Below are 17,608 nucleotides of genomic sequence, written 5' to 3' on the forward strand. Positions count from 1 at the left end.
ACGCCCACCTGCTGGACCCGGCCGAATACGAACAGCTGCGCACCACCCCCGCGGACACGACCCGCCCGGCCCGCCAGTGCAAGGGCCGGGCATCGTTCAAGAACACCGCCGAACTGCTGGCCGCCTGGCTGCGCATCCCCTACTCCCAGGCCAACAAGATGGTGCTGGACGCCGCCGACCTCATCGCCCGCCGCGACCCGTCGGGCAACCAGCTGCCCCCGCGCTTCAGCCACCTGGGCCAGCTGTTCAACGACCCCGGCCAGGACCCGCAGCAGGTGCGGGAAACCAGCGGCAAGCTCTCCCGCCACGAACCGAAGGACACCAGTTTCGAGGGCGCCAGCAGCGCCCCGACGCTGACCCACGAGGACGGGCGCAGCATCGAGGAACACGCCGCCGAGGTCCTGCGCCGGGGGCACACCCCACGGGAAACCGACCAGCTGGTGCGCACGCTGATCGGCCGCGCCGCCGCAAACCCGCAGAACAGCTCCCCCGCTGCCCTGCGCCGCGGCCTGTTCCGGCTGCCCACGAACAACCCGCTGGTGCGCGAATACCTGCTGCGCGTCTCCATCCTGGAGGCCGAACGGCTTGAATCGGCGATCGCCCAGGCCAACAACCCGCGCACCAATGCCGGGCAGGCGGCCCGCAGCACCGGGCGTGAGGTCGGCGAACAGCAGGCGAACGCCGGGGCGGATGACCGTCCGGACTTCCTGCCCGACGACGTGGATGACTCGGCCCGCTGGGAACCGGCGGCTCCGGGGCTGGAACCCACCCCACCGGAACGGGCGCTGAACGCAATCATGGACCTGCTCACCAGTTCCCCCACCGGCACCGGACAACGCAAGACGATCCGCCCCGAAGCGGTCGTCTACCTGCAGCTGCAGGACCTGCGCGATCTGGCCTCGGCCCACGCGCAAACGGCCCACGGGCTGGACCTTCCGCCAGGAGAACTCAGGCGGCTGCTGTGCCAGGCCAACATCATTTCGGCCGTGCTGGGCGCCAAGAGCGAACTGCTGGACTACGGGCGAACCCAACGCCTGGTTCCGCTCTCGCTGCAGCGCGCGGTGTTGGCCCGGGACCGATGTTGCCTGGTGCCCGGGTGCACCGCGCCACCCTCCCAACTGCAGTTCCACCACATCAAACCGTGGTACCTCGGTGGGAAAACGGAGCTGGCCAATATCGGGCCGTTCTGCGACTCCGACCACCACGCGGTGGACAGCGGGCAGATCGAGGTGGTGGTGATCGACGGGCTGCCCTACGTGATCATGCCCAAGCACACCGATCCGGAACAAAAGCCGCAGCGCAACACCTACTGGAACCCAAACCCGTAGCCTCCCCGTGCCCGACGCGGCGGCGCTGCGCTCTGGATAAGCCAACGGCGCCGGGCCCAGTTTCCCTCAGGAAGCTGGGCCCGGCGCCGTGGCGGCTGACGTGGCCGGAGCCGGTCACACCGGATATTCAGTTAGCGCGCACACCGCGGACTAGATGACACCGTCGCTCAGGGTGTTCGGGGTACCGAAACGGTGGGCGGTGATCGACACGGCCTGCTCGTGCAGGAACGGCAGCAGTTCAACGCGTCCTGCGGAGGTCACCGGCGAGGAGTAGATCGCCACATCCGGCTTGCCGTCGGTGGCCTCGGCGACCTCGGCCAGCGACCCGCCGATCAGGCGGATACGGGCGGCCGAGTTCGGGCCGGTCTTCCCGGCAAGGGCGGCGGCCCGCTGGGCGAAGGCCGCAGCGTCCTCGATGACCACGACCACGGAGTGCTCGGCCAGCAGTTCACGCACCCGGCGCGGCAGCTCCACGGCGCTGGAGAACGTCACGCGCGAGCCGGCGGTGACACCGGCGGCGACCACGCGCAGGGCTTCGGCGATGCCGTGGCCGCTGGTTTCGTTCTCATAGCGCACGGTCACATCCAGCGCACGGTAGCGCAGCAGGTTGCGTTCGGCCTGCAGGCCGGAGCGGTCCTTGGCCACGTTGAATTCGGTGGCCCACCAGTGCTGGTCGCTGCCCAGGGCGTCTTCCAGCCAGCTCGCGTCGGCGGCTTCCAGGTCGGCGGCCTGCAGCAGGCGCTGCCCGAAGCTGGACAGCGGCGCCTTCTGGCTGACCGGGGCGTCGCTCCAGGTGCCCATCCCGATCAGGTAGTTCGGGCCGCCGGCCTTGGTGCCGGCACCAATCGCGGACTTCTTCCAGCCGCCGAAGGGCTGGCGCTGCACGATCGCACCGGTGATGCCCCGGTTGACGTACAGGTTGCCGGCCTGGATGTTTTCCAGCCAGTAGGCCAGTTCATCGGCGTCCAGCGAGTGCAGCCCGCTGGTCAGCCCGTAGTCGATCTCGTTGACCATGGCCACGGCTTCTTCCAGGGTTTCGGCGGTCATCACGCCGAGGATCGGACCGAAGTACTCGGTCAGGTGGTATTCGCTGCCGCGCTTGACCCCGTAGCGCACGCCCGGGGAGTACAGCTTGCCCGAGTCATCGAGCTCCTTGGGCTCCAAGGCCCAGCGCTCGCCCTCGCCGAGGGTGGTCAGCCCGCGCATCAGCTTCTCCCCGGGCTTGTCGATCACCGGGCCCATCTGGGATTCCGGGTTCCACGGGTAGCCGACGGTCAGCGACTTCACCGCGTCGACCAGCTGGCTGTTGAAGCGGCGGGATTCGGCGACCGAACCGACCAGGATCACCAGCGAGGAGGCCGAGCACTTCTGCCCGGCGTGCCCGAAGGCCGACTGCACGACGTCGCGCGCGGCCAGGTCCAGGTCGGCGTGCGGGGTGACGATGATGGCGTTCTTCCCGGAGGTTTCGGCCAGCAGCGGCAGGTCCTTGCGGAAGGAGCGGAACAGTTCGGCGGTCTCGTAGCCGCCGGTGAGGATCAGGCGGTCCACGCGCGGGTCGCTGACCAGTTCACGGCCCAGGTCGCGCTCGGCCAGGAACACCAGCTGCAGCACGTCCTTGGGCACCCCGGCATCCCACAGCGCCTGCACCATGGTGGCGCCGATGCGGGCGGCCTGGCTGGCCGGCTTGATGATGACCGCCGAGCCGGAGGCCAGCGCGGAGAGGGTCGAGCCGGCGGGGATCGCCATCGGGAAGTTCCACGGCGGGGTCACCACGGTCAGCTTCGAGGGGGTGTAGCTCGCCCCGTCGACGTTCTCCAGCTCCAGGCCGCGCTGGGCGTAGTAGTGGGCGAAGTCGATCGCCTCGGAGACTTCCGGGTCGCCCTGGTCCAGGGTCTTGCCGCATTCGGAGCCCATGACCTCCAGCATCAGCCCGCGGCGCTCCTCGAAGAGCGCGCCGGCGCGGTGCAGGATCTCGGCGCGCTTGGCGGCGCCCATGGCCTGCCAGTCGGCGGCGGCGTCCACGCCCATGGCGATGGCCTCATCCAGTTCGGCGGAGGACTTCAGCGTGTTGGCCTTCACCGCGTCGGCGCCGACGGTGGAGTCCTTCATGCGTTCCAGGATGCCGCGCGCCCATTCGCGGTTCGCGGGCAAATCCGGGTCGGAGTCGGGGGTGTTGAAGAAGTCGCGGTCCCCGCTGATCAGCCCGTCAACGGCGCTGGCCAGGGCCGGGTCGGCCTCCTGGCGGTTCTGCACCCGGTGCGGGCCCGGGACGGTGTCGCCCATGGCGTGCAGCGAGGCCAGGAAGCGCTGCTTCTCGCGCTCAAACAGTTCGCGGCTGGAATCCAGTTCGAAGACCGCGGACATGAAGTTTTCCTGGCTGGCGCCTTCCTCCAGGCGGCGGATCAGGTAGGCGATGGCCACGTCGAATTCCGCGGGGTGCACCACCGGCGTGTAGAGCAGCAGCTTGCCCACGTCTCGGCGCACCGCTTCGGCCTGGCCGGTGGCCATGCCCAGCAGCATCTCGAATTCGATGCCCTCGGTGACCCCGCGGGCCTTGGCCAGCAGCCAGGCCAGGGCGATGTCGAACAGGTTGTGCCCGGCGATGCCGATCTGCACATTGCCGATGTGGTCCGGGCGCAGCGCGTACTCCAGCACCTGCTTGTAGCTGGTGTCCGAGTCCTGCTTGCTGTGCCACGTGGCCAGCGGCCAGCCGTGCAGGTCCGCCTCCATGGTTTCCATCGGCAGGTTCGCGCCCTTGACCACGCGCACCTTGATCGGGGCCCCGCCCTCGGCGACGCGGGCGGCGGCAAATTCCTGCAGCCCGATCATCGCGCCCAGCGCGTCGGGCAGGTAGGCCTGCAGCACGATGCCGGTGCGCAGGTCCTTGAATTCCTCGCGGGAGAGCAGCTTGGTGTAGACCGCGATGGTCAGCTCCAGGTCCTTGTACTCTTCCATGTCCAGGTTGATGAACTTCTTCGGCGAGGCGTTGTTGGCCTGGCGGTAGAGCGGCACCAGCTTCTCGACGATGTTCTCCACCGCTTCGTCGAAGGCCCAGTGGTTGTGCGGGGCGACGGTCGAGGAGACCTTGATCGAGACGTAGTCCACGTCATCGCGGGCCAGCAGCTTCTCGGTGCCGGCGATGCGGCGGGCGGCTTCGCCCTCACCCAGGATGTATTCGCCGAGCAGGTTGACGTTCAGGTCCACCCCTTCCCGGCGGATCTTGGAGATCGACTTGCCCAGCTTCGCATCGGAGGCGTCGATGATCAGGTGCCCGACCATTTCGCGCAACACGCGCCGGGCGATCGGCACCACGATGCCGGGCATGATCGGGGCCATGGTCCCACCCAGGGCGACGGCCTTGCGCATGTACCAGGGCAGGAAAGAGGGCACCTTGGGGGCCAGCATCTTCAGGTTCGCGGCGGCCACCTTCAAGTCCTCGGGGCGGATGACCCCGTCAACGAATCCGACGGTGAAGTCCAGGCCGTTGGGGTCCTTCAGCACCCCGGCCAGGCGCGCGGCGGCGGCGTCGGCCGGGATTTCGGAGGCCTGCTGCAGCCAGCTCTTGACCAGTTCGATGGCCTCGTCGGCCAGTTCGGTTGGCTCGACGAGGGCGCTGCCGTCGGCGGCCTGCGCCGGGGGAATGTTCTTGGGGATGTGGCTAGTGACTGACACGTTGCGCCTTTCCTAATGCTTCATCTGATTGGACCGGAGCACCAACGCATCTTTCGTTCTGGGACCGGCCGGGGACGGGTGGGTTCCGATGCGGCGTCTTGCTGCGAAAAAGCTGTGTGCACTAAGAGTATGGCCCTTAAATCAGTTCAGGAAAAGTGAACAAAACTTAACTATTCCATTCGGTTTTCCCAAGGTATCGTTGGGGGTGCCGAAACCCCGGTTTTTCCCGGCTTCTCTAGGGCGAAAGGTACGAGGAACATGTTGGAAATGCGCCGTCTGCGCCTGCTGCGCGAACTGAGCCTGCGTGGCACGATCGCGGAGGTCGCCTACGAGCTGAGCTACTCCCCCTCATCGGTCTCCCAGCAGCTGAGTCTGCTGGAGGCGGAGGCCGGGGTGAAGCTGCTGCAGCGCAACGGGCGCACCCTGAGCCTCACGCCCCAGGCACAGGTGCTGGTCGCGCACACCGAGCAGCTGCTGGACTCGATGGAGCGGGCCGAGGCGGACCTGTCCGCGACCCTGTCCACCGTCTCGGGCACGGTGCGCCTGGCCGTGTTCCAGACCGCGATGCTGGCGATCCTGCCCGGGGCGCTGGGCCAGCTGCGCCAGCAGCACCCGCACCTGCGCGTGGAGATGAGCCAGCAGGAGCCCGAACGCGCCCTGCATGAGACCGCGGCGCGCAACTTTGACCTAGTGGTCGCCGAACAGTACCCGGGGCACGCGGCCCGCCACTTTGAGAACCTGGACCGGCGCACGCTCACCCACGACGCGCTGCGCCTGGCGCTGCCGGCCACCGACCCCACCGAGGTCTCGGAGTTCGATCGGGTCATCCGCATCGAGGACGCCGCCCACCTGCCCTGGGTCATGGAGCCGGTGGGCGCCGCCAGCCGGCACTGGGCCGAACAGGCCTGCCGGACGGCCGGGTTCGAACCCGACGTGCGCTACGAGACCGCTGACCTGCAGGCGCATGTGCAGCTGGTGGAATCGGGCAACGCGGTGGCGCTGCTGCCGGACCTGGTGTGGGCCCAGCGCCGGCGCGGGCTGCGCATCGCCGATTTGCCCGGGGCGCCGGTGCGCACCGTGTTCACCGCGATGCGTCATTCCTCCGAGCGCAACCCGGCGATCCTGGCGGTGCGCGAATGCCTGCACGACCAGGCGCAGTCGCTGCCCTCCCCGCACGCCGCGGAGCGGAACGCCGAGGTGGTGACCCCAGCCACAGAATAGGTCACGAAATGGTAACGACGCGGGCTTTCGTGAGCGACAAATCACTCAAAGGATGCCATAGTGGTTTTCCGCACCCGGTGACCGTGCGCCCCATTCGTTCATGGGGGGAATGACCCCGCACGGGAGCACTAGCAATGAGGAAATCATGTCCGACCATACATTCCAGATGATCGCGATCGTCTTCTATATGTGCGTGATGCTCGGTATCGGCTACTTCGCCTACCGTCGCACCAGCAACATCGACGATTACATGCTCGCCGACCGCGGGCTCAAACCCTGGGTGGCCGCGCTGTCCGCGGGGGCCTCCGACATGTCCGGCTGGCTGCTGATGGGCCTGCCCGGCGCCATCTACGTCACCGGCCTGCACGAAGCATGGATCGCCATCGGCCTGACCATCGGCGCGTGGCTGAACTGGAAGTTCGTCGCCCCGCGACTGCGCTCCTACACGCAGATCGCGCAGAACGCCATCACCATCCCCAGCTTCTTCGAAAAGCGCCTGAAGGACCGCAAGCACCTGCTGCGCATCGCCTCGGCGCTGATCATCCTGGTGTTCTTCACCTTCTACGTCTCCTCGGGCATGGTCGCCGCCGGCAAGTTCTTCCAGGCCTCCTTCGGGTGGCCATACCTGAACGGCATGCTGTTCGTCGCGGCCATCACCCTGCTCTACACCCTGTTCGGCGGGTTCCTGGGCGCCTCGCTGACCGACGTCGCCCAGGGCGTGCTGATGTTCGCGGCGCTCATCGCGGTGCCGATCGTGGCGGTCTTCCGCAGCGGGGACATCTCCACGCTGGGCAGCCGGATCACCGAGGCCAACCCGCAGGCGTTCAACCTGTTCTCCTCCTTCGACGAAACCAGCTGGATCCTGGCGCTGGTGGCCATCATCTCCACCGCCGCCTGGGGCCTGGGCTACTTCGGCCAGCCGCACATCATCGTGCGCTTCATGGCGCTGCGCACCCCGGGCGAGGCCAAGGTGGCCCGCCGCATCGGCATCGGCTGGATGTTCCTGACCGCGCTGGGCGCCATCTGCACCGCGCTGATCGGCGTGGCGTACTTCGCCGACGAGCCGCTGAGCACCGCCGACAGCGAAACTGTGTTCCTGCTGCTCTCGCAGATCTTCTTCCACCCGCTGATCGCCGGGCTGGTGCTGGCCGCGGTGCTGGCGGCCATCATGTCCACCATGTCCTCGCAGATGATCGTGTGCTCCTCGGCGCTGGTGGAGGACCTGTACAACCTGATGGGCCGCAAGGGCAGCCCCAAGTCGCTGGTGCTGCTGGGCCGGCTGGGCGTGCTCGCCGTGGCGGTCATCGCCGCACTGCTGGCGCTGAACCCGGATTCCTCGATCCTGGAACTGGTGGCGTTCGCCTGGGCCGGGTTCGGCGGCGCGTTCGGCCCGATCATCCTGCTCAGCCTCTACTGGCGCAAGCTGACCGCCGTCGGCGCCTTTGCCGGCATGGTCAGCGGCGCGGTCGTGGTCTTCGTGTGGGGCAACATCGCGGCCCTGAGCGGTGTGATGTACGAAATCGTGCCCGGCTTCCTGGTCAACCTGCTGGTGGCCTGGCTGGTGTCGCGTTCCACCTACCGTCCGAACGAGACCATCGAGTCCGAGTTCACCGCCATGGAGGACGAGGTCGGGGCCAAGGCCCGCGCCTAAGCCTCCCGCCCGCGGCCTGCCGTCTGCGCCCCGCTACGCCCCACCGGCGTGGCGGGGCGCAACCCGTTAAGCACCCAGCGCCCACGGCCCGGCCAGCGGCCACGCACCTGGACGCGAATGCTGTGCAGCGGCGCACGCCGTGCCTACGATGGAGACACGATCCCTGCCCGGTGCCCCGACCGGACGGGGCAGGACCGAACCCGAAGGACTGATGACCCTGGCCTCGCTGAAGCACACGCTGACCTCCTGGCAGCGCACCGAATCCCGTTTCCTCTCCGCCGACCCGGACGCGATCTTCGCCGTGGTGGGCAACCTGAAGCAGACCGGGCAGTGGATGAAGAGTTTCGACGGGTTCCTGGTGCACGACGACCAGCGCGGGGTGGGCAGCACCGTGGACCTGTTGCCCCCGGGCCGCCTGCTGGGCGCCCTGCACCGCGAGACCGCCCCTTCCGGGTCCATCACCCGGCGCAACCAGGCCCAGCGCCTGGTCGAATTCACCCAGCCGCAGCCCGGCGGCTCCCTGGCGCTGCGCTGGGCGGTGGAGGCGGTCCAGGGCGGGGCCCGGCTGCACTTCACCGTGGAGCTGACCGGCCCGGGCACCACCGCGTTCAAGCACACGGTCGCCAATCCCCTGTTCGACGATTTCGACATCAGCTGCGCGCGCCTCTACCGGCTGATCCCGCACCAGGGCCGGTACCGGGTGCGCCGCCACGTGGTGATCGCCGGCGGCCGCGGCTACCTGGGCCGGAGGCTGACCGCGGACCTGGTGTGCCGCGGCAACTCGGTGGTGGTGCTCACCCGCACCCAGGAACCGGATTTTCCGGCCGCCCAATTCCTCTGGGACGGCAAGCACCAGGGTCCGTGGCGGGCGGCGTTCCTGCGCGAGAACTACCCGGTGAGCCTGGTCAACCTGGCCGGTGAGCTGGTGGACCAGCGCAACACCCCGGCTTCCCTTGACCGGTTGCGCAGCTCCCGCGTGGATTCCACCCGCGCCCTGGCCGATGCGGTGGCCCGCCTTGGCGTTCCGATGCAGACCTGGGTGCAGTCCAGCACCACCGCGATCTTTGGCGACGCCGGCGAGGCCCGGCTCACCGAATCCAGTGCGCTGCCCACCGGCAGCGCCGCGCTGCCGGAGATGACCGGGGTCGCCCGCCCCTGGGAGGAGGCGTTCGCCCAGGCCCCGGTGCGGGCCGAGCACAATTACGTGCTGCGCACCCCACTGGTTTTCGGCGAGCAGGCGCCGCTGCTGCGCCGGCTGCTGTTGCTGGTGCGTTCCGGGCTCGGCGGCCCGGTGGGCGCCGGGGCCCAGTGGGTCAGCTGGATCGCACTGGCGGACTGGCTGAAGCTGGTCCGCCAGCTGCTGGGCATCGAAGGCGAGCGCCCGGCGGAGGGCATCGTGCATGCCGCGGCCCCGCACCCGGTGCGCAACGAGGAGATGATGCGGGCGCTGCGCGCCAAGTACTCCATGCCCGGTATCGGGGCCCCGGCCCGCCTGGTGCAGGCCGGGGCGAACCTGCTGGGCAGCAATCCGCGCATGGCGCTGACCGGACGCCACGTCACCAGCAGCGTGCTGGAGGAGCTGGGTTTCCAGTTCGACGAGCCCACTTTCGACCAGATGCTGCAGCGGCTGCCGTAGCGCGCGTCCGCCCCACATTGGTGCTGGGGTACTGGCGGGCAAGGCGCCCACATGGCAAGGTAGTCTTCACGAGGCACAGATCACATTGGATGCCCGTGCTGGATCGGTCTTCGAACTGGTTCAGCACGGGCATTTTTCGTTCCGGCAGGGCCCGGGGCGGTGCCTGGAAAATTGCATAGCGCTGGAAGTTCATCATGATTTCACATCCAGGCACGCGCCCGATTACGTCGGCGGTGTCACATGGATGTGACATAAATTGATTTTCAACGCCTGTTGACACAAGCTCTTGTCTACACGAGATTTCGATCACACCAAGACTACGAGAACCTGAACAGTGGGGGACCTGATGATGGGCAAGGATGTAGCCGCACCTGAAATTCGCCGCAAGCAGCGGATGCCGAAACCGAGCGATATCGCCCGCTGGCGGGCCACCCCTCCCAGCGAGGACGTGCCCACGGCCAACGTGGGCACCGACGCCGCCTACACCACCGAGATTGCCGAGGACAGCGAAGCGCGGATCGTGAAGTTCACCCGGCCGCTGAAGAACATGAGCGAGGTGCGCCATTTCTTCCGGACCAACGAAACCCCGATCTACTTCGTGGGTGCCACCCCCTTCAATCTGCTCGGGCTGGACCGCTGGGTGCGCCGCTTCAGCTACATCTCCTACTACGACGGCTGGGACGGGGCCCATCCCCGGGTCTTCTCCCCCACCGAGAAGCCGTACATCGAATTCGAAAGCGGCGAGGCGATCAACAACTGGCTGCTGCAGAACCCGGAGGTGCGCGAGCACATCGATTCCCGGCGCCCGGCCAGCGGCGAGCGCCCGAAGATCGCCATGGTGTTCTTCGATGAGGAAACCGAGCAGATCTGCGAGGAGCTGGGCTACGACCTGATCCTGCCGCCGGCGGAACTGCGCACCCACCTGGACTCCAAGATCGTCACCACGGAGCTGGGCAACAAGGCCGGGGCCGCCTCGGTGCCCAACGTGCTGGGCTATGCGACGAACTATGCGGATCTGCTGGAACTGGCGCGCAGCAACCGGCTGGGCACCGACCTGGTGGTGCAGACCCCCTACGGGGACTCGGGCAAGACCACGTTCTTCATCGCCGAGGAAGCGGACTGGGACAAGAACGCGGCGAACATGATCGGCGAGCAGCTGAAGGTCATGAAGCGGATCAACAACGTGCCGGTGGCCGTGGAGGCGGTGCTCACCCGCTGCGGCACCGTCGTCGGCCCGTTCCTGACCGAACTGGCCGGCTACGACGAGCTGACCCCCTACAAGGGCGGCTGGTGCGGCAACGAGATGCACCCCGACGTGCTCACCGCCTCCCAGCGGGCGCGGGCCATCGAGCTGGTGCGCAAGGTGGGCAGCGGGCTGCAGGACAAGGGCTACCGCGGCTTCTTCGAGGTCGACGTGCTGGTGGACACGGACAGCGACGAGGTGTACCTGGGTGAGCTGAACCCCCGCATCTCCGGGGCCAGCGCCATCACGAACGTGACCGCAGGGGCCTACGCGGACGTACCGCTGTTCCTCTTCCACCTGCTGGAGTTCCTGGACGTCGACTTCGAGCTGGACGTCGACGAGATCAACGAGCGCTGGGAGGCGCTGAGCGGGGCCGATATCTGGAGCCACATGATCATCAAGGAAACCGATGACATTGTGGAGTACCTCACCCACGCCCCACGCACCGGGCAGTACGTGCTGGACTCCTCCGGCAAGCTGCAGTACGTGCGCGCCGCGCTGGACTGGCACCAGCTGCAGCATCACAAGGAGGCGTTCTTCCTGCGCATCTACGGGGCGGAGGACTACCGCTGGAAGGGCGCTGATCTGGGGGTACTGGTCACCAAGGCGAAACTGCAGTACGAGGGGCGCAAGGGCACCAGGCTGAGCATCGACGCCAAGCACTTCATCTCCTCGGTGCGTTCGCTCTACAAGGGCATCCCGGTGCCCCCGGCGGCCGCCGAATAGCCGCGCTTGCCCGGCGTCCGGCGGCTGGCGGTGGTATCCTCCGATGGATTGCAACTGACCACCGGGGAAAGGACAATGGGCGCCCGATGACACCTGCCAAGCCGAACCGGACCGTGACGGTCGAGAATTGGCAGCACCCGGAAAACCTGGCGTGGAGCTTCCAGAACCTCTCCGAAGTCCTGCCCACCGCCAGGGTCAGCCGCGGCGGTGAGCCGATCGCCAAGCTGCACCTGGTGCCGATGGACCTGGGCCGCATCGAGCTGCTGAAAAACAACGAGAACGAGCCGTCGCTGACCGTGCGCAGCGTCATCCAGGCCACCAACACCGACGGCTGGCTGGTGATGCACCAGGGCAAGATGCTGGTTGAGGAATACTCCGGGTCGATGACTTCGGTGACCGACCACCTGCTGATGAGCGTGAGCAAGACCCTGGTGGGCACCGTGGCCGGGATCCTGTGCGGGCAGGGCAAGCTGCAGGTCGACCGGCCGGTCACCGACTATGTCCCGCAGCTGGAGGCCAGCGGCTATGCCGGGGCCACCGTGCGCCACCTGCTGGACATGCGCTCGGGCATCAAATTCTCCGAGGAGTACCTGGACCACCAGGCCGAGGTGCGCCTGCTGGAGCAGGCGATCGGCTGGGCAGTGCGCGATGAGCAGAACCAGAACCCGGCCCACGGCATGTACGAATACCTGGCCAGCCTGCAGGCCAAGGCGCCGCACGGCGGCCCGTTCGAGTACCGTTCCTGCGAAACCGACGTGCTGGGCTGGGTGTGTGAGGCCGCCGGCGGGCAGCCGATGCAGCAGCTGTTGTCCGACCTGGTGTGGTCGCGCATCGGCGCGCAGCAGGACCTGGTGATGGGCACCGACCAGCTGGGCACCGGGATGTTCGACGGCGGGTTCAACGCGACCCTGCGCGACCTGGCCCGCTTCGGGCAGATCTACGTCAACGGCGGGACCGCGCTGAACGGCAACAAGGTGCTGGACGAGGCCTGGATCCAGGACACGTTCACCGGGGCGGCGGACTCCCGGCAGGCCTTTGAGGACTCCCCGGGCGATAACCGGATGCCCGGTGGGATGTACCGCAACCAGATCTGGTTCCCGTACCCCGGCTCCGACGTCGCCCTGGCCCTGGGGATCCACGGGCAGATGATCTACATGAACCCGAACACCGCCACCGTGGGGGTCAAGCTCTCCAGCTGGCCCTACCCGCAGGATCCGGGCAAGCTCTTCCCCACGATCCGGGCGTTCGACGCGATCGCGAACCACCTGGCGGCCAACCCTCCGCTGTAGGAGGCCCTGGTCCCCGCCCGCCTTGGTCTTTCCCGCCCCGGGTCCCTTTCCGGGGTTAGCGCGCCGGCCCCGGCCTTTCACGGTCTTGCGTGCCCGCCCCGCTCCTTCGGGAGGTCTGCATCTGGCCGAAGCACGGGAAGCGGCGCACCGGTGCCCGTTCCCGGGCCGTCGGCGGCGCCTGGCATAGGGTGGGTGGTGCCGCTACCCGCCACCCGAAGGAAGGCCGATGACCCGATCCGCCCAGGCAGCCCTGTCCACCCTGGCCGCCACCGCGCTGCGCCTGGTGGTCGGCGCGGTGTTCATGATCCACGGCTGGCAGAAGTACCGTGAGGGCGTGCCGGCCACCGTGAAATGGCTGGAGACCATGGCCGTGCCCTATCCGACCCTGGCCGCCCCGGTGCTGATCGGCGTGGAACTCCTGGGCGGGGCGCTGCTGGTGCTCGGGCTGGCGACCCGGTTCGTGTCGCTGCTGCTGCTGGCGGAAATGGTGGCCGCGTTTTTCCTGGTGCACCGGGAAGCGGGCTTCTTTGCCGCCGACGGCGGGTATGAGCTGGTGCTGCTCCTGGCCGTGGTGCTGGCCGGTTTCGCGCTGACCGGGACCGGGCGGGCCGGCGTGGACCGCTTCATCGGCCGACGCCGCGGGTTCTAAAACCGCCGGCCCGGTAACCAGGGGTGCTAAAACCACCGGCTCCGGCCACAGGTTCTGCACCCCACGCACGTCCGGTTCGATGCCGGCGCAGGTTCAGCGCACCTGGTGGCCCAGCAGCTGCGGCGCACCTGCCAGGTAGGCCTGCAGCACCTGCAGCACCCCGTACTCGCTGTTCGGCGGGGCGGTGAACCGCGCCTCCTGCCGGATGGTGGGGTGTGCGTTGTGCATCGCGAAGGAATACGTCGCGGCCTGCAGCATCTGCAGGTCGTTGAGGTAGTCCCCGAACGCCGCCGTCTGCTGTGGCCCGATGCCCAGGGATTCCTGCAGCCGGCGCACCGCGATGCCCTTGTGCACGCCCAGGTTCATCACATCCACCCAGTCCGGCCCGGAAATCACCACCTGCAGCTCCTGGCTGAGCGGTTCCAACACCTTGGCCACGGCCGCGGAATTCGCGGGGCTGTGGATGGCCAGCTTGATGGTCTCGTCGCGGACCTGCAGGAGATCGGGCACCGACTCGGTGCGCGCGTAATAGGGGGCGACCGCCCGCGCCACCCGTTCGGTGGGCTGCTGCAGGTATCCCACCCGTCGCCCGCAGCGCACCACCGCCGCGTCCAGTTCCGGCCCGGCGTCCCGCAGCCGCCGGATCACGTGTTCCACCCGCTGCGGGTCGATCACGTTTGAGTAGACCTCGGTCTCCCCACGCATCACCACGGTGCCGTTCTCGGCGATGATCGTCAATTCCGGGCCCAGTGCGGCGAACTGCTCGGCCAGCCGGGCGTGCTGCCGGCCGCTGGCCGGGGCGAAGGTGATGCCGCGCCGGTGCAGCTGGTCGATCACCGCCCAGGCGGCCTGGGGGATGTTCCCCTCCGGATCCAGGAAGGTGCCGTCCATGTCCACCGCGACCAGTTTGATCTGCGCGGTGGGGTCAATCGCGTCGAAACGCAAGGTTCTCCTTTCCGCCCCGGCCGCCTAGCTCAGCAGCCGTTCGCCCAACGCCTCAAGACGCTGGGGTGCCAGCCCTCCGGCCAGCAGGTAGTCGGCGGCGCTGCCGTGGCGTTCCTCCACCCGGCGCAGCGCCCTGTCCAGGCCGGGGACACTGGTCCCCACCATCATTTCCACCATTTTCTCATCCACCCGAACCCCGGCCTGGGTGATCTGCTCGCGCATCGACTCCAGCCAGGCCCCGGACAGGGCGGCGGTGGAGGCCGCGTAGTCCTCGAATACGGCGTCGCGTTCGGCGCCGACCGCCAACAGCAGCAGCGCCACCGCCACCCCGGTGCGGTCCTTGCCGGCCGTGCAGTGCACCAGGGTGGAGTGCCGGTTGCCGGCGACCTCGTCGGCGATCCGCGCCCACACCGGGGCGTGTTCCAGCACCAGGGGCAGGTAGAGCTCCTCCAGCGAGGGCAGCTGACCGCCCGGGGCGAACGCCCCCTCCAGCAGCGGCAGCCTGGTGCGCACCGCGGCGCCGGAGGTTTCCGGGAAGCCGTTGACCCGCCGGGCCTCAAAGTCGCTGCGCAGATCGAAGATGCGGGTGATGCCGGCCTGGGCGACCCACCCTGAGATCGCCTCATCCACATGGTGTGGTGCGGCGCTGCGGAAGAGCACCCCGGGGCGCACGGTGGCCGAGCCGGCCGCGATGCCCCCGACCTGGCGCACATTGGCCAGGCTGGCCGGGAACCGGGGTTGCGACGTGTCCGGCCCGGTGGCGGTGGGCGTGGGCCGCGCTGTCTGGCCGGCCTGCTCAAAAGTGTCCATCTGCTACCTCCTGCTCGTGCCGCAGTTCCCACGCTACCAAGTCCGGCGTCGCTTCCGGGGCCGCTGCTGCTCCCCCACGACCCGTTCCCGGCGCCGCCGCCACGACGCCGCCACCTTGGGAGGCTGCGCCACCTTGGCAGGCTGCGGCACCATGCCTTCCCGGCTGCTGGGTGCTGGCTCCTGGCTCCTTGTCCCCTGGCGCTTCTGTTCCGGCGGGAGGAGCGGTGCCGGTTAGCCCGGTGAGCCTCCCGGGGCGACGGCGTACAGTTCGGGGCGGATCCGGGAGAGGTACGGATCCAGCTTGCGGATCGCCTGCTGGCGGATCGGGTCCACGTCGGCCATGATCAGCTGCGGGTCGTTGCCCGCCACCCGCAGGTTCTGCCCGTCCGCGCCGATGATGGTGCTGGTTCCGGCCATCGGGATCCCGCCCTGCACCGAGCAGTGGTTCGCCCAGGCCAGGTAGATGCCGTTCTCCATGGCCCGGGTGGGCAGCAGCTTCACCGCCAGGGACTCGGAGCCCTGCTCGGCGGCGGCCGGCACCAGCAGGATCCCGGCCCCGGCGAGGGCCGCGGCGCGGGCATGTTCGGGGAACTGCACGTCATAGCCGCTGGAGAGCGCGAACCCGGTGCCCTGGTAGTCGAAAACCTGCGGGGGCAGCTGGCCGGGGTCGAAGGTGTCGTGTTCCGCGGCGCTGCGCAGGTGGGCGCGCGCATAGCTGGCCAGCAGGTCCCCGGCGTCGTCCACGAAGTAGCTGGTGATTTGCGGCCGGCCGGCCGCCCCGTCCGGTGGGTAGGCGGGCAGCGAATAGGCCAGGGCGATGTTGTATGAGCTGGCGATCCCCGCCACCGCCTGGTGCACATCGCGCAGCCCGGCCGGGGAGAGCACCCGGGTGACCAGGTGCGGGTCCGCGCCGGTGAGGAACAGCTCCGGGCTGAGCAGCACGTTGCCGTGGTGTTCGGCGGCCATCTGCGCCGCCTGCTCCAGGTGGTGCAGGTTGCTGGTCACATCCGAGGGATGCGCGTCGTGCTGCAGTACTGCCAGGCGCATGGCCTTCCGCCTTCCCACCCCGTGCCGGTTCATCCGGTGCGGGCCTTTTCCCGCTGCCACCAGCCTAGACCCGTGGGCCGGGCCCCGGCCAGCGCCTGCGAGCCAGCTCCCAGCAGCCGCGGCCGCCAGGTGGAGGCGACGGGCAGGGCCGGGCAAAGTGGTCGGGCCGGCAAGGCGCCCGGTCCGGGCAAGGTGACCTGGTCGGGCCGGCTACTCCTGCTGGCTGGCGTACTGTTCCTCGCTCAGCAATCCCAGCCGGGAGTGGCGTCGGCCGTATCCCAGGTAGATCCCGGCGCCGATCACCATCCAGATCCCGAAGACCGCCCAGGTGCGCCAGTCCAGGTTCAGCATCAGGAACAGGCAGGCGGCGATGCCCAGGATCGGGGTCAGCGGGTACAGCGGCACCCGGAAGGTGCGTTCGGCCTTGGGCTGGGTGCGGCGCAGGTAGATCACCGCGGCGCCCACCAGCGCGAACGCGAACAGGGTGCCGATGCTGGTCGCCTCGGCCAGTTGCCCCAGCGGGATCAGCGCGGCGGTGAGCGCCACGACGGATCCGACCACCAGGGTGCCGGCCACCGGGGTGCCGGTGCGCGGGGACACCCGGGCGAACAGCCGCGGGACCAGCCCGTCGCGGCCCATGCTCATCAGGATGCGGGTCTGCCCGTAGAGCACGGTGAGCACCACGGAGAGGATCGCCACGACCGCGGCCAGCGCGAACAGCAGCACCACCCAGCGCTGTCCGGTCAGTTCGGCGACGATCTGCACCAGCGCCGCCTCGGTCCCGTTGAACCACTGCCAGGGGCGCACCCCGATCGCGGCGACCGCGACCAGCACGTAGACGGCGGTGACGATGAACATGGCGATCAGGATCGCCCGGGGCAGGTCGCGCTGCGGGTTGACCGCTTCCTCCCCGGCGGTGGAGGCGGCGTCGAACCCGATGTAGGAAAAGAAGACCATGGAGGCGGCCGCGCTCATTCCGGCGGCGCCCATCGGCAACAGCGGCTGGAAGTTCCCGGCGTTGAACGCGGTGAACGCCACGACGGCGAAGAACACCAGGATGCCGATCTTGATGAGCACCATCACCGTGTTGGCCAGCGCCGATTCGCGGGCCCCGCGGGCCAGCAGCACCATGGCCAGCACGACGGTGGCCAGCGCCGGCAGGTTGACGGCCCCGCCCTCGGCCGGGCCGGCGGCCAGGGCATCGGGCAGCGCCAGGCCGAACACCGCCAGGGTCTGGTTCACGTACTGCCCTGAGCCAACCGCGACGGCCGCGACCGAGACCGCGTACTCCAGCACCAGGCACCAGCCGCACACCCAGGCGATGCCCTCGCCCAGGGTGGCGTAGGAGTAGGAGTAGCTGGACCCGGAGACCGGCACCATGCCGGCCATTT

12 protein-coding genes are annotated in these 17,608 nt (G+C 68.7%); 7 read left to right on the top strand and 5 right to left on the bottom strand.

Annotated elements, in window-relative coordinates; all coding sequences use genetic code 11:
• On the top strand, positions 1-1,328 hold a 1,328-nt coding region (locus RCJ92_RS10330), incomplete at its 5' end, for an HNH endonuclease signature motif containing protein (RefSeq protein WP_446754498.1).
• A 150-nt stretch (positions 1,329-1,478) separates the two neighbouring features.
• Here the strand turns inward: RCJ92_RS10330 and RCJ92_RS10335 are convergent.
• Complete coding sequence (locus RCJ92_RS10335; protein WP_446754505.1) at positions 1,479-4,982, bottom strand: proline dehydrogenase family protein; 3,504 nt, start codon at positions 4,980-4,982, stop codon at positions 1,479-1,481.
• A 276-nt stretch (positions 4,983-5,258) separates the two neighbouring features.
• On the opposite strand from RCJ92_RS10335, the gene RCJ92_RS10340 reads away from it, so the two are divergent.
• The 6 genes from RCJ92_RS10340 (at position 5,259) to RCJ92_RS10365 (ending at position 13,415) form a co-directional block, all read left to right on the top strand.
• Entirely contained in the window at positions 5,259-6,221 is a 963-nt protein-coding gene (locus RCJ92_RS10340; protein WP_446754499.1) for a LysR substrate-binding domain-containing protein, read from the top strand.
• A 145-nt stretch (positions 6,222-6,366) separates the two neighbouring features.
• The gene (gene putP, locus RCJ92_RS10345) at positions 6,367-7,872 is read left to right on the top strand and encodes a sodium/proline symporter PutP (RefSeq protein WP_138176057.1); all 1,506 of its coding nucleotides are present in this window, start codon (positions 6,367-6,369) and stop codon (positions 7,870-7,872) included.
• Between the two features lie 148 nt (positions 7,873-8,020).
• On the top strand, positions 8,021-9,508 hold the full coding sequence (locus RCJ92_RS10350) for an NAD-dependent epimerase/dehydratase family protein (protein ID WP_446754500.1): 1,488 nt from the start codon (positions 8,021-8,023) through the stop codon (positions 9,506-9,508).
• A 334-nt stretch (positions 9,509-9,842) separates the two neighbouring features.
• Entirely contained in the window at positions 9,843-11,477 is a 1,635-nt protein-coding gene (locus tag RCJ92_RS10355; RefSeq protein ID WP_249354450.1) for a biotin carboxylase, read from the top strand.
• An 86-nt stretch (positions 11,478-11,563) separates the two neighbouring features.
• Entirely contained in the window at positions 11,564-12,766 is a 1,203-nt protein-coding gene (locus RCJ92_RS10360; protein WP_138176055.1) for a serine hydrolase domain-containing protein, read from the top strand.
• Positions 12,767-12,992: 226 nt separating this feature from the next.
• Positions 12,993-13,415 (top strand): DoxX family protein, encoded by a 423-nt coding sequence (locus RCJ92_RS10365; RefSeq protein ID WP_446754501.1) that lies wholly within the window; start codon positions 12,993-12,995, stop codon positions 13,413-13,415.
• 93 nt (positions 13,416-13,508) lie between these two features.
• Here RCJ92_RS10365 and RCJ92_RS10370 read toward each other — a convergent pair whose 3' ends face one another.
• The 4 genes from RCJ92_RS10370 to RCJ92_RS10385 all read right to left on the bottom strand — a co-directional run.
• The gene (locus RCJ92_RS10370) at positions 13,509-14,360 is read right to left on the bottom strand and encodes a Cof-type HAD-IIB family hydrolase (protein WP_446754502.1); all 852 of its coding nucleotides are present in this window, start codon (positions 14,358-14,360) and stop codon (positions 13,509-13,511) included.
• Between the two features lie 24 nt (positions 14,361-14,384).
• Entirely contained in the window at positions 14,385-15,170 is a 786-nt protein-coding gene (locus RCJ92_RS10375) for a tyrosine-protein phosphatase (RefSeq protein ID WP_446754503.1), read from the bottom strand.
• 231 nt (positions 15,171-15,401) lie between these two features.
• The gene (locus tag RCJ92_RS10380; protein WP_171021184.1) at positions 15,402-16,217 is read right to left on the bottom strand and encodes a nitrilase-related carbon-nitrogen hydrolase; all 816 of its coding nucleotides are present in this window, start codon (positions 16,215-16,217) and stop codon (positions 15,402-15,404) included.
• Between the two features lie 210 nt (positions 16,218-16,427).
• On the bottom strand, positions 16,428-17,608 hold a 1,181-nt coding region (locus RCJ92_RS10385; protein WP_446754504.1), incomplete at its 5' end, for an APC family permease.

Source organism: Glutamicibacter sp. BSL13, from assembly GCF_052928425.1.